Here is a 12697-nt window from a genome sequence, read left to right as displayed (position 1 = left end):
GGTGGGCGCTCAGCGGCGGGGCGGTTCAGATCGTCAAGCGGGTGACCTGGCGGGTGGGCAGGTGAACGCGCAGCACGTCCTGGTGGCCGGGCTCATCTATGGCCGCGAGCCGGGCGAGCGCCTTGGCCAGCTCCGGGTCGGCGAACAGTGCATCCGCCAGCTCCGCCTCGCCCACCGGCACGCTGACGACCCGCGTGCTGGTGTGCCGCAGGTCCGGCATCTCCTCGGTGCTCGCGAGCGCCGCGATGAACGGGCTCCACGTGACACCTCCCGCTGCCCGGCGCTCCGTCGGCGTGAAGTACGCGGCCACAGGCGCGGGGCCGTCCCCCTCCTGCTCGGCCACGAATGCAGTGACCCGGTCGACAACGACTTGCCGCAGCGCGTTCTCCGTCGCCGCGAGGCTTTCGATGACGAGTGCCTCCAGCGAATCCAGGGGAAGGCTGCGGATCGCTTCGCGCAGCAGCGGACTTGTCGGCTCGGACAGCAGCGCTGCCAGTTCCGGAGGTTTCATGAACGGCGCCCTTCCAGGTGGTCGATTCCTTGACGATAACTCTATAATAGATGCTATCGGTGTGACGTGAACCCCCTCTTGAACTGCACTTTTATTGCCGCTGGTGCACCCCGGCCCCGCCGACGGTGACCCTCAGCGCACCCGTGTCTACGCGGGTTCGTCCACAGGCAGGGGAACCGGCACGGGCAGCACGGTTCCCGGCTCGCCCTTCTTGATCCGTCCGCAGCTCCTGAGCCGTCCGGCGTCCCCGCTGACGAGAGCCTCGATCTCGTCTGTACCGTCGTCGGGCAGGATCAGCACGGCCGCGATCTTGTTGCGGCTGCGGGTGGCGCCGACGACGATGCCGCGTCGCTCGGTGCCGGTGTCCGGGCAGGTCCAGGCCACCCAGGATGACGTGTTGAAGGGTGCCGTGCTGGGATGCGGGACGCGGTCCGCGGCGAGCTGGCGGCGAAGCCTGTCCAGCAGGCTGGGGCCGGCCTTGATCTTCGTGACGTCGACGACGGTACCGCGGCTGTTGACGGCCCGGCGGAACCGGTCCTCGGCGAGGACCTGGTCGCGGGTGGCGGCCAGGGCGCCGGCCCACTCGGCGCGCACGGCGGCGACGTCGGACCCGGCCAGTACGACGCGTGTGCGGTAGTGGCCGTGGGCGAGGCTGATGCGGTGGTCTTGCACGTGCCACTGCAATGGGACGCCGGTCGCGGCGAGTTGCTGGTACGCCCACCGTTTCAGGCGGCTGAGGGCTCGGTCGGAGGCCTCCCGGTAGCGGTGGGTCTGGCTGTAGTCGAACGGGTCCTTCGGGTCGGGGACGCAGGTGATCCAGTGGGCGGCGCGCTGGACGTGCCGGTCCCAGTCACCGGTGAAGCCCTCGGTCCAGGCAGCGTCCCGGGTGGTCTCGGGCAGTTCGGTGACGGCACCGTCCTCGCTGATCCACGCGGACAGGAGCAGCACGGTGACGGGCGTCCGGCGCAGCTCCCACTCGGTGCCGTGGAACTCTCCGGCCTGGAAGGCGATGCGGATACGGTCCCAGTCGGCCGACAGGGAGATCGAGCCGCTCCACCCCGTAGGGGCACCGCAGGCCGCCCATGCCTCGCCGGGGTCGGCGTCGACCCAGGGCGCGCGGCTGACGGCTCGGTCGCGGCGGCGGCACACGGTGAACTCCGCGCGCAGCTCGGTAGCCAGCGGGCCATCCGGGCTGATGACCCTCCACGTGATCATGACGGACTCTCCTCGGGCGGTGCGGGGATACGGCGGGGCCTCGGCGCCTGGTGGGCGGTGCGGTGCGCGGGCACGGCGGGCGCCCGGGGCGGCGGTGCGGGCTCGGCTACGCGTCCGGTGCTCGGTCGGCTGCGGGCGCCTTGCCGGTGGCTTCGAGCCGGTGCTGTTCGGCCATGGCGCGGGCGCCGAGTTGGGAGGGCGAGGTCGTGGTCCAGCTGCAGGAGCACGACGACGCGGTGGAGCCGTCGTACATCTGGCCACCCTTGCGTTCACGCCCATTGCTGGTGTTCCCGGGGCGGTCGTAGGGACGTGACCAGCCGCTCGGCTGGCCGGTACGGGTCATGTGCCGGGCTTCGGGTGCGCAGAGCAGACGTAGGCCGGCGTCGGCCACGGCGGCGACCTGGAAGTGGTCCCACTGCGAGCCCTCCAGTTGTCCGGCAAGGACCGGACCGGTGGTGCTGCACAGCTCGAGGCGGCCGTTGGGCCAGACGCGGGTGGTGGCGCCCGGGATGCTCCAGCCAACCGATCCGTCGCGCAGCCTCGGGATGCCGTTGCGGTGGTCCGGTGTCATCCGGGCGAGCAGCCGAACCGACCCCATGGATGCGGACGGGGGGCGGTGGTCGGCTGTGTCCGGGGCGGCCTCGGCGATGGCGGCCAGCCACGCCGGGGCGAGCGGGTACGCGTCGGGGTGGAAGGTGAGCAGGGCGGCGCGGTCGTGGCCGTTGCCGGATCGTACGGCGGCGCGGACGAAGTCGCCGTGCCGGGCGTAGCGGCGGAGGAAGACACGGCCGCGGCTGGTGGCGAACCAGGTGCCTTCACGGTCGGCGAGCCCGAAAAGGTCCGCGGTGGCGAGCAGGGGCATGAGGTCGGACACGGTGTGGTCCCTTCGGGGGTCTCAGGGGCGGGGCCGGGCGGGGCACGCGTGCGCGTCGTGCCAGGTGAAGGTGCGACCGGAGAGCATTCCGTGCGCGGGGCATCCCGGAGACAGCACGGAGCCACGGCAGGGGAGCCGGGTGCAGATACAGCTGGGGTGAGGGTCCAGGTGGAGGTGCTCGCTGGGCTCGGGTTCGGGGAACACGGAGGTATCTCTTCTGGGACAAGGTGGCGGTAAGCCTTCGGAGCGGCCGGGCCGGGGGCGATGTGCTTGCTCGGCTCGGCCAGCGCCACGGTGTGCGCCTGCTCGATGTGTGAGCGGATGGTCGGCGAGGATCTGCGCGGGCTCTGGGCTTGCCCGGATGCGTTCGGGTCGGGAGGTAGGCCGGATCGCCGTGACTTCGCTGTCGTGCGCGAGTGCCTGGGCGGGCAGGACCGGGCGAACAGTCACGTGGGTGGAGGGCGGCAGTTGAAGCCGAGTTCGAGGATGCGGCCGTCGGTGGAGGAGCTCGGCGGCGTCGCGGGCGAAGGGATGTCAGGCGGTGGCGGTGGTCAGATCGATGGCCGGGACTCCCCTTCAGGTGCTGCGCCGGCGGGACCGCTGCGTCGTGGACGGTTCAAGGGCTCAGCTGGTGGGCGGGCGCTGCTGCTCGCGGCGTTCGCTGTCCAGCCGTGCGTCTTCGGCGGTGTATCCGCTGGCGCAGTGCGGTCGGCAGTACTGTCCGGCGGGGGCGTGGCAGGATTCGCACGGCTCCTGGAAGTCCACGGAGGGTTGCCACGGGCGGGGCTGGTTGGTCGGGGTCGCACTCAAGGCTGGCTCTCCTGCTGCTGAGCGAGGGCGGGGCGGCCGGGCCTGGGCTGACGGCCGCCCGTGGGTGCGCGTGTGTCGGGTGTGGGCGGTGTGGCGGTCAGAAGGTGCAGGTCCCGGCGAAGGCGCGGCGGCATGCGGGCGCGATGGACGCGTTGCCGCGGACGCACAGGTCCCTGGCGCGGTCGCAGTCGCGCCACCAGCGGGTTTCGGGGTCCCAGGCGCTCTCGCCGACGATGAACCCGTAGAAGGTGCCGCCGTCGAACTCCCGGTACTGGCCAAGGCCCCAGGTGTGGACGTCCTCGCGGGCGAGGGGCGAGGCGAGCAGGGCTTCGAAGATGGTGCGCACGGTGGTCGCGGCCCAGGAGTCGGCCGGGTGCGCGTCGGACTCGAAGAAGATGCCGCGCACCTCGGGGTCGATGCCCTTGAGCGAGGCGATGGCGAGCGGGCGGGCGATGTCGTCGGGGATGACGGCGTACGGACGGTTGGCGTGGTCCGTCGTGACCGTGACGTCGTTGGTCGTGAGCGTGGGGGTCGTCTCGGTCACGGGGTCCCTCCGGTTCGGGTTGCGGCGTGAGCAATCGGCCTCGTATGTCGGCCTGTTCGGTGGTACTGGGCCCGGCGGCAGGAAGCGAGTCGGTGCGCCGTGACACGGTCGCATGTCCTGCCGCCGGGCGGTCTATGGGTCAGCCCATCGGCAGGCCGCCGGTCGGCGGGTCAGATGAGGGTGATGGTCGGATCGGCTTCCAGTACGCCGAGGGCGGCACGGATGGCGGCGCGGGTCTCTTCGCTGGGGCGGGAGTAGGGGAACTTCAGGGCGCGCACTGCGCTGTCGAGTTCGTCATCGCTCAGCCCGTCGAGCTTCTGGCCGTGGCGGTACAGGGCAAGGGCGGTGGCGGTGGCCACGCGGCTGCGGTTGTAGGTGGTGGCCTGTTCCGCCGTGAGGTCGGGACCGAATACGTCGCGGGCGGTCGGCGGCAGCGGCGTGGTGCCCGTGGTGAGCGCGCGAGCGGTCAGCCGGATCACGGGTGGGAGCAGGGCGCGGAGCAGCGATCCCAACATGGCGTCTCCTGGGTACGGGGAGGGCGATTAGATCCATAATAGATGGAATATTGTGGATGTGAACCCGGTCTCTGACCTGCATTTTCTAGTCCTGTCGCACGGCGGCGAAGGCAGCGAGCATGGCGGCGATCCCTTGGAGGTGGCCGGACACTTCGACGTTCACGCCTTCTCCTGAGGCCCCGATGACGACGTCCACCCTGTCGATCTGGACGGGGCCGGGCTGGCCCTGCGGATGGGGCGCGCGCTGCCAGTGCACGTCGGTGCGGCGGTACTGCTCATGGACCCGGGCGCCGGGGAGTGCTCCGGCAATGGTCTCGGCAACGGTGCGGCGAGCGCGGGCTTCGGCCTCCTTCTTCGCGGCGAGTTCGGCGGCCAACTGGGAGATTTCGGCGTGCAGCGGGTACAGCCGCCGGGTGATCTGCTGGGCGACGTGCCGGGCGCTGCTGGCCGTGACGCCGATCGACGGGGTCAGGAGGTCGGCGTCGCCCGGCAGGGCGGCGTAGACCTTGAGGCGGGCGGGCTGGTCGGAGTCGTGCTGGCGCAGACTCAGGGCGCGCCCCTCGTCGTCGATGATGACGCGCGACAGCATGTGGTCAAGACCGGGGGCGGTGCGGCAGTGCGTGCCCAGCTCCCGGGCGACGGCATCCGTGAATACGTCGAACTGCGCCTGAGTGCTCAACTCCACTGGCACGAGGAGTTCCTCCTTCGAAGGGGGCGGTGGGTGCGTCCGTGCCGTCTACGCGGCCGCGGGAAAGTCCCGGATGTGTGCGGCCACCACGCGCGCGGACACGACTTGGCTGCGGTGGAACGGGGCCGTGCACACGGCCTGCCACAGGCTCGCCGGCCGAGACGGGACGATCTGATTGCTGGTCGCCGGGTCGATGGTCCAGCGACGGCCGTGCGGGTCGGTGACGGTGTACGTGAGCAGCTCGGGGCGGTCCTGGTTGCCGTTGTCCTCCCATGCGAGGCCGGCGGCGGTGAGGGCGCCGCCCAGCCGGGCGCAGCGCGCGGGGGTGATGTGGGCGAACGTGGCCACGGGGCGGTTCTCCTTCGTCCGGCGGTCGCGCGCTGCTGGCGGCCGCGATGCGCGCTACATGTAGTGGTGGCGGACCCTCCTGCGGCGGCGTGAAGTGCCGTTGCGCCGCTCCCGCTGGCGCGCCATGTCCCGGCGGCTTCGCTCGGCCGTCTCCGCCGCCTCGCGGCGCGCGGCTGCCTCGGCCTCCGTGGCGCTGGCTGCGTAGACGATCTCGACGCTTCCGTCTGCGTCGTAGGCGGCCCAGCGGATTTCCTCGTAGGCGTCGTTCAGCTCGTCCGGGTCGTCCGGCGCCTGCTGGATCTGCCAGACCGTGAGGTCGGGGCCGGACCACTGTCCGATGACGAAGAAGGGGCGTCCGTCGGGCACTTCGTCCTCCTGGTCGCGCACGCTGCGGTCTTGGTGGGATGCCGGATTCCGGTGCGAGAGGGGGGCGGGGTGGGCGGCGCCCCCCTCTCGCGCTATCTATAATAGATGAATTTCTGTGAGTGTGAACCCCACCTTGACCTGCGCATACCTACTCGGCGGATTCCGGGCGCACGCAGTCAGGGCCCGGCGGGAAGGTCGGCGACCAGAACGGTCGCGTTGTCGGCGTAGCTTGTGGCGTGCTCAATGGCGGCGGTAACGAAGGTGTCGGCGGCCCGCTTCGCGCTCCCGGTGAGGTAGCGGGTGAGGTCGCGCGCGGAGTCCTCCAGCGGCTCGTACGCGCCGTCGCTGGCGAGCAGCAGGCGGCAGGCGTCCGCGGGGGCGGTGGCGGACTCGATCGCCGGGTGTCCGTACCGGCCCTTGCACTGATCGTCGGACTCGACGGCTCCCAGGTAGGACGTCACGACATTGCGGTTGCCTTTGAAGACGCGTCGCAAGTTGTGGTCGGCGGTGAGGCATCGGAAGGTGCCGCCGGGGGTGAGGGTGTAGGCGCGGACGTCGCCGCACCATGCGACGGTAAGCGACTTGCCGGGGACGGCGACTGCGACAGCTGCACACGCGTTGGGCAGGTCCGCGAACGGGCTTTTGCGCGCGGGCTCGGCGGCGTACCGGTCGTAGACGGCACGGAGGCCGGCCTCGGCCTCACCGCTCCGCGCGGCGGCCCGGGCGATGCGGCGGGCGGCGGCGCGCGTCCAGGCCTGTACCTCATCGCTGGATCCGATCCCATCACACAGGACGTAGGCGCGGGTGCCGTCGTGGGTGTAGGTGGCGGTGGCGTCGCACTGGTGGGAACGGTCGCCGATCAGCTGCGCGGACGCGTGGGCCTGGGGCATGAATGCTCTCCTAGGAAGGTGTTCTGTCGTCCCGCGCCCGCCGAGGGGGAGTGCAGGGTGCGGGACGACAGTCATCGGCCAGTGGCGTTCTGGCCGGGTTGGCCGCGTGCGCGCCCATGTGCGGCATGCGGCGGTCCGGCATGAGTGCGAGAGGTGGCGGGGCGGGAGGGGTGCGGTACCTGCTCGCGTTATCTATAATAGATGTTTTTAGAGGGGTGTAAACCCCCTCTTAACCTATGACAGCGGGCCTAGCGGTGTACGGGCGGCGAACCGTGCGCGGGGTTCGCTGCTGGGCGCGCAGGGAGGCGGCTTCGGCCTCGGCGGTGCGGGCGCGGTCGTGTTCGCGGGCGGCTTCGGTGAGGCAGTAGGGGCCCAGCCATGCCTGGACGTCGACTTCGCGGGCCAGTGATCCGTCCCGGTCGGCGAGCATGAGCAGCAGGACGGGGTGGGGCTGGGCGGTGAACCATCGGGCGACGGTCCACCAGGCGGCCACGGCCGCGCGCAGCGCGGGCCCAGAAGCGCGGGCCTTGTCCTCCAGTCGGGCGGCTGCGCTGCGGTGGTAGGCGGCCGACCACGTGAGGAAGCGCAGCAGGGCGGGGGTGTCGCGGTCGCGGGAGGCGGTGAGGATCTCGGGGAAGTCGGGCCGCTGCTCGACGTGTTCGGCGCAGGCGCGCAGGACGGCGGTGAGCGTGGCCGCTGTCCTGGGCGAGGGTTCGTGTCCGGTGGCGGACTCCATCGGGTACACCGACACCTGGGCGGGCTCGTCCTGGGTGTCGCGGTAGAGGGTGAGGCTGCCCCGGTAGCCGGCGCGGCTGCGGGCGAGCCGCGGCAGCACATCGCCGGGCGCGGGCTCGCCCTCCCGGAAGCTGTTGACGGGGCCGAGACAGGCACGGACGGCGGTGAACTGGTTCCAGTGCCGCACGTGGTGGGTGCCGGTGACGTGCACACTCCCGCGCATCACTCCGCCGAGATCGAACACGACGGAGCCGTTCTCACGGGGCCGGGCGGTGGCGTGGACGGCGCCGGCGGGCGTCTCGATGGTGAGGCTCGGGTTCATGGGCGGCTGCTCCTGGGGGCGGTCGGCGCGCTGCGCGCGGGCGGGGCCGGTCCCCGCCCGTGTGGCCCGGCAGGTGCGCCGGGCCACACGGGCGGTGGGGGTCAGAACAGTTCGTGCAGGTGCTCGTGCACGACTTCGGAGATCTCGTCGGCGCTGCTGTCCGCGTCGACGTGCGGCAGGTGCATCACGGCGCCGGAGCCGTCGTTGCGCAGGAACACGCATCCGGCCTCGCACACCCCGATGGTGAACACACCCTGCTGCGCGTCGCGCAGGTGCCCGGTACGTCCCCCGGGCCCTTCGGCGGCACCCCACTGGCCGTCGAGAAGCTCGACAACCTGCCGCGCCACGGTGAGCAGAAGGGACTGCGGCTCGTCCTCCTCCTCGAACGGCAGGTGTGTCCAGCGGAATGTGTGCGTGCTGTCGGTGGGCATGTCTGCTCCTCAGGGGTGGTCGGTCGGTGCTTGGTGGGTGGTTGCGGCCTCCCCGCGCCCGACGAAGGGGAAGGGCGGGCGCGGGGAGACGGACTGCGGCCAGTGGCGTGCTGGCCGGGGGCCGTGCGCCCCTCGCGGAGCTGCGGAAAGACACACGGAGTCGGGGGCTACGCCTGCGGGAGGGTGTAGGTCCAGCAGGTGTGACCGCTGCCGTCGGCCCGGGATCGGGGCCACAGGTGCGAGAGATCGTGTTCGGACTCCGGATACCTGCACTCGGCACACGGCGCGCCCCAGGATTCGGGCTCGTCGGCCGGTGCGGCGGTGTAGACGTCCGGGGTGCTCCAGGGGAACCCTCCGGGGTCGAACCGGACGGACGCGTCGGGCATGAGGTGGGCCCACCCTGCGGGCCACCCGACAACGGGTTTACGGCGGCACCTGGCGACGGCATCGCGGACGGCGCGGCCGCGCCACAGCTGCGTGACGCCGGTCGGTCCGGTGACGCGGTACGCGGCGGCGGTCACCTGCTCGTCCGGCCGGTTGATCAGGACACCGGACGCCTTGTCGGGGACGAACGTGGTCGTGGAGTGGTTGCGGGTCTGGCGGTAGCGGATGACGCCGTCGGCCGTCATCCGGGCCTCGCTCAACCGCCAGAAGTTGAGGCTGCCGCGCAGGAAGTTGTCCAGCCCCTGGCCCTCGGTCTGGCGGCCGAACCCGGCGGTGCTGGCGGGGAAGTCCCCTGCCCGGCCTGCCGTCTGGGTGTAGCGCGCGTGGATGTCGGCGGCGTTCATGTGGATGTACGGGCCCTCGATGCCCCACTCCGGGACCCGGTAGGCAATCAGCCGGGTCCCGGGCAGCGGCTGCCGGGCGGGGATGTCGATGGGGTCCACGGTGGCGGGGGTGTCAGGCATGTCCGGTTTCCTTGTCGGCGGTGGGCGGCTCCTGGAGGGCGGGGGCGGCGTAGATCTCGCGGTCCTCGGCGGGGACGCCGGGGCAGGGGATGAGCGCGACTTCGACGGTGACGGGGTCCATGGGGTACAGCCATCCGTCGCGTACCGTCCAACCGCAGGTGCGGGGGCGCGGCTCGGCGGCTGTGGTGGCTATGAGCGTGGCGCCGGTCACGGTGCTGCCCTCCAGCGCGAACGCGAGGAACACGGCCAGCGTGTAGAAGTCGTCAGAACCGACAATGCCGCTGAGCTGGACGGCCGCTGCGGGAGAGAACTCGACTGCCTGACACAGGGACACGTCATCGGTCCGCAGGATCGCAATATCCAAGGTCCGATGCCCGGGGCCGATGGCCTCGAACACGGCGGCCAACGCCAACAAGGTGCGCTCCATGGCGGCTTCGGTGGCGGCCTCGTCCGGGCGGCTGATGCCGGGGCGCGCGGGCATGACGAATCACTCCTTGGCGAGAGGGGGCAGCAGCAAAAGCCGGCGGGGCCGCCCGGGGACGGCGGTGGGGCGGTGGGGCGGTGACCGGGTGCAGCGCACCGCACCCGGTCACCGCCGGGCTTCTTCGGCGCGCGGTCTGGGGTGGGCCCGTGCGGGCCGGGCCGGGGAGTTTCCCGGCCCGCACGGGGGCTGTGCGCAGTGCATGCGGTGGCTTCGGGGGCGCTCCAGGCTCTGGGGTGGGCCCGTGCGGGCCGGGTGCCGGGGTCACCCGGCCCGCACGGGGGCTTGTGCCGCCTCAGACCGTGGTCAGAGCAAACGCGCGCTCCATGAGGGAGTCGGCGGCACCGCTGATGATGCGTTCCGCGCGGGCTCGGCGCTTGTCGTCGTCACTCTTGCCCCGGCTGGGCGCGTCGTGGTTCAGGTACTCCGTGAGCGCGTTGTATCCGGCCCACCGCGTACCCCGGATCTGTGCCTGGGTGTCGGCCTGCTCGAACAGGTGCGAGATCTGCCCCCACCGCTGGTCGGTGTTCGCCGTCTTCCGCTTGCTGTCGTCCGCTGCCACGGGCCACATGGCGTCGACGACGTCCCGGAGTTCGCGGAGCGTCATTTCGGCCTGCACCATGCGCTCTGCGGCCTTCTCGAACGCTTCCGCGTACTTGAAGGTGAGTCCCAGCGCGGTACGGGCCTGCGCGATGCGGGCCTTTGCCCCGGCAGTGTGCCGCACGGTGAAGCTGGATCGTGCGGACTGGATTGCGGCGCGCTGGGTGTTGGCGCACACCACCCGGATCGGCGTGGTGACGATCCGGAACGCGGCGGATCCGTCGTGGCTGTTGAACGCGGCGATGTACAGGTCTGTGACGTCGGTTCCGCCGACAGTCAACGACTCCGGCATCTTCATCGTGAGGAATACCTGACGGCCGTTCTTCAGCGATCCAGCCGTCTCGAAGTGCGCTCCAGACTCGTCGGCCAGCAGGTTCAGGAACTCGGCGTGTTCCTCGTTCTGGACGGGGTGGTAGTCGCTGCCCACAACCCCCAGGGTCTCGGTCCGGCCGGTCTTGGGGTGGGTGCGGACGGACGCGAAGTGCTCGGGGACCTCTACGCGAGTGGCGCCGTCCTCCGTGATCTCCGTTGCGGCCAGTCCCAGGAGACGGACATTCCACGCGGCCAACGAAGCCTTCTGCATGGCCTCTTCGGCGGTGAGCGCCCCGGCGGTGACGGTTCCCAGCCCGTGCCATGCGCTTTCGCGGGCGGACACGAATGCGGCGGTGCCGTCGGTGAACTGCTCGATCTGATGTGCCATCGCTGCGTTTCCCCTTCGCTGCTGTTGCCTGGAGCCGGGGGGCGGGGCCATCGCCCCCCGGCAACACTGATAATAGATGCTTCTTGGGTTCTGTGAACCCTGCCTCTGACCTGCTGCTATGAGTACCGGTGGAACTCCTCATGCGGAGTCAGGCTCTGGCGGCGCACCGTCTTGATCAGCGGCACGGCGGTGGAGTCGATTTCTCGTCCCAGGTCGTACCGGACTTCCGGTTCCTGCCCCAGATCATGGCTGTGGATGTGCATGCCAACCACCCAATAGTCACCGTGCGCGAGCGTCAGACTGCCGTGGTAAGTGACCTTCTGCCACAGTGCCAGGCTGCCGGTCGGCAAGCGCCGCGCTGTCTCCAGTGCAAGCCTGTCCGCCACGGTTTCCGCCATGAGGGTGACGAATGCGATGTTGACGGTCTCGCCGTCGACGGGCACCCCGGCCAGTGCCGGGCCCGTGTGCCCCGTCCGTACGGCGGTTGCCCAACCCAGCCGGAAGAAGGGGCGCACCGTTTCGAGGTAGCGCGCGGGCACCCGCAGCGCTTCGGGGTCGCGCTCGCTTCGGGCCAACTCCTGGAGTGCGTGCGCTGACTGGTCCAGTTCAAGATCCGAATACGGCTCGCCCGGGAGTTTTGCCGCTGCGCCCGTCTGGGTCTCGTTCATTGCCGCTCCTTTTCGTGGATTCCTGTCCGGTCGATACCGGGGCGCCCGGCGGGCGCCCCGGTGCGGTGCTGCCGCTATCCGAGGAATCCACGCGAGCGCAGGAATTCGGATGCCATGAAAGCAATTCCGTTTGCGTTGTAGAGCTGGGGAATCTGGTAGATCACCTTGTGAGTGCGGCCCGTCTTCGCGTCGGGCTCAATGAATTCATGGACCAGACGGTAGGACTCGTTTGCCTTGGGCATTTCCAGCACAACCGCCCCGGCCTTCGTGTGGAACTGGATTCCGGTGTAGAGGTCGTCTTCGTTGTGGACGATCGTGGCGCCGAACCGCTGGCACATGAGCGGCAACAGGTTCGCGATGGTGCGAGCCTGAATTGCAACAGGCGTCATGGGGGCGTCAATGCCTCCGATCGCGCGCCGTACGATCCCGCCGCTGATCTTGATTTCCACGGTTTCCCCTTCGTTGTCCTGCTTGGTGTCGGTGCCGGGGCTCGCCTTGCCCCTGCAGCATCCATAATAGATGCTCTAGCGTGTGATTGGTACCCCCTCGGGATCGGCTTTTGATGTTGCGTTAGGTGTTGCGCTGGCTGTTGCGCTAGCTCTTCCCGCTCCCCTCTGGGACTCGCCGAACATGCCTGCACAGAGGGCGTTTTCGGGTGGTGTGATGCTCTGACATCCCCTCAGCTCCCCCGTCCCGTTGTGCCCGCCCTGATAGGCGGGCGGGCACGGGACGGGGTCGCCTCGTGGGATTCGGGGTTCGTTGTCCTGCTGGCGCCGGAGGCGCGTGGAGCGCCATTGGGCGGCGCTCGGGTGGGTGGGCGCCCGGAGGGTGCCCACAGCTCCTCTCACCCCCTCTGACACTCCCTCACGCCCGCACCGGCCCGGCCGGGTTGGGCCCGGAGGGACCAACCCTCCCGGATTCCGTGGTCTTCTCTCCCCACGGAATCCGATCCCCTCTCTTTCTCTCTCCAGGAATCCGGAGGATTCCTGACACGCCCAATTCGTGCCGGAGGCTGCAGGTTTATGAATTCCGCCCGGAGGGCAAATTCATAAACCGCCGCCGGAAGCGGAATGCTTTTCGCGCGGGGACGC

General features: G+C 70.4%; 17 protein-coding genes. All 17 read right to left on the bottom strand.

Annotation, left to right across the window (positions count from 1 at the left end; translation table 11 throughout):
* Window positions 1-25: 25 nt before the first annotated feature.
* The 17 genes from ACICHK_RS00085 to ACICHK_RS00005 all read right to left on the bottom strand — a co-directional run bounded on the left by ACICHK_RS00085 (window position 26) and on the right by ACICHK_RS00005 (window position 12055).
* The gene (locus tag ACICHK_RS00085) at window positions 26-511 is read right to left on the bottom strand and encodes a hypothetical protein (protein ID WP_406834805.1); all 486 of its coding nucleotides are present in this window, start codon (window positions 509-511) and stop codon (window positions 26-28) included.
* A gap of 147 nt (window positions 512-658) precedes the next feature.
* Entirely contained in the window at window positions 659-1726 is a 1068-nt protein-coding gene (locus tag ACICHK_RS00080) for a hypothetical protein (RefSeq protein ID WP_406834803.1), read from the bottom strand.
* 106 nt (window positions 1727-1832) lie between these two features.
* The gene (locus tag ACICHK_RS00075; RefSeq protein WP_406834802.1) at window positions 1833-2600 is read right to left on the bottom strand and encodes a hypothetical protein; all 768 of its coding nucleotides are present in this window, start codon (window positions 2598-2600) and stop codon (window positions 1833-1835) included.
* A gap of 624 nt (window positions 2601-3224) precedes the next feature.
* The gene (locus ACICHK_RS00070) at window positions 3225-3410 is read right to left on the bottom strand and encodes a hypothetical protein (protein WP_406834801.1); all 186 of its coding nucleotides are present in this window, start codon (window positions 3408-3410) and stop codon (window positions 3225-3227) included.
* Window positions 3411-3507: 97 nt separating this feature from the next.
* On the bottom strand, window positions 3508-3954 hold the full coding sequence (locus ACICHK_RS00065; protein ID WP_406834800.1) for a hypothetical protein: 447 nt from the start codon (window positions 3952-3954) through the stop codon (window positions 3508-3510).
* Between the two features lie 170 nt (window positions 3955-4124).
* Window positions 4125-4469, bottom strand: a complete 345-nt coding sequence (locus tag ACICHK_RS00060) for a hypothetical protein (protein ID WP_406834798.1) — start codon at window positions 4467-4469, stop codon at window positions 4125-4127.
* Between the two features lie 85 nt (window positions 4470-4554).
* Window positions 4555-5160: a hypothetical protein gene (locus ACICHK_RS00055; protein ID WP_406834796.1), complete on the bottom strand. Its 606-nt coding sequence runs from the start codon at window positions 5158-5160 to the stop codon at window positions 4555-4557.
* A 45-nt stretch (window positions 5161-5205) separates the two neighbouring features.
* Window positions 5206-5505 carry a hypothetical protein gene (locus ACICHK_RS00050; protein WP_406834795.1) on the bottom strand — a complete coding sequence of 100 codons (300 nt, stop codon included), beginning with the start codon at window positions 5503-5505 and terminating at the stop codon, window positions 5206-5208.
* 54 nt (window positions 5506-5559) lie between these two features.
* Window positions 5560-5892 (bottom strand): hypothetical protein, encoded by a 333-nt coding sequence (locus ACICHK_RS00045; RefSeq protein WP_406834793.1) that lies wholly within the window; start codon window positions 5890-5892, stop codon window positions 5560-5562.
* Between the two features lie 155 nt (window positions 5893-6047).
* On the bottom strand, window positions 6048-6761 hold the full coding sequence (locus ACICHK_RS00040; RefSeq protein ID WP_406834792.1) for a PP2C family protein-serine/threonine phosphatase: 714 nt from the start codon (window positions 6759-6761) through the stop codon (window positions 6048-6050).
* 229 nt (window positions 6762-6990) lie between these two features.
* Complete coding sequence (locus tag ACICHK_RS00035; protein WP_406834790.1) at window positions 6991-7818, bottom strand: hypothetical protein; 828 nt, start codon at window positions 7816-7818, stop codon at window positions 6991-6993.
* A gap of 101 nt (window positions 7819-7919) precedes the next feature.
* Window positions 7920-8249, bottom strand: a complete 330-nt coding sequence (locus ACICHK_RS00030; protein WP_406834788.1) for a hypothetical protein — start codon at window positions 8247-8249, stop codon at window positions 7920-7922.
* 167 nt (window positions 8250-8416) lie between these two features.
* Window positions 8417-9157, bottom strand: coding sequence for a hypothetical protein (locus tag ACICHK_RS00025; protein WP_406834786.1), 741 nt, complete (start codon window positions 9155-9157; stop codon window positions 8417-8419).
* Window positions 9150-9638, bottom strand: coding sequence for a hypothetical protein (locus ACICHK_RS00020; protein ID WP_406834785.1), 489 nt, complete (start codon window positions 9636-9638; stop codon window positions 9150-9152). Before ACICHK_RS00020 ends, ACICHK_RS00025 begins: the two co-directional genes overlap by 8 nt.
* A gap of 295 nt (window positions 9639-9933) precedes the next feature.
* A complete protein-coding gene (locus ACICHK_RS00015) occupies window positions 9934-10938 on the bottom strand; it encodes a DUF932 domain-containing protein (protein WP_406834783.1) in 1005 nt (334 codons plus the stop codon).
* A gap of 116 nt (window positions 10939-11054) precedes the next feature.
* Window positions 11055-11606 (bottom strand): hypothetical protein, encoded by a 552-nt coding sequence (locus tag ACICHK_RS00010; protein ID WP_406834782.1) that lies wholly within the window; start codon window positions 11604-11606, stop codon window positions 11055-11057.
* A 74-nt stretch (window positions 11607-11680) separates the two neighbouring features.
* Window positions 11681-12055, bottom strand: coding sequence for a hypothetical protein (locus tag ACICHK_RS00005; RefSeq protein ID WP_406834780.1), 375 nt, complete (start codon window positions 12053-12055; stop codon window positions 11681-11683).
* Window positions 12056-12697 lie beyond the last annotated feature (642 nt).

The organism is Streptomyces sp. AHU1, assembly GCF_045343905.1.
GTDB lineage: Bacteria > Actinomycetota > Actinomycetes > Streptomycetales > Streptomycetaceae > Streptomyces > Streptomyces triticiradicis.
This window is presented reverse-complemented; position numbering and strand designations above follow the sequence as displayed.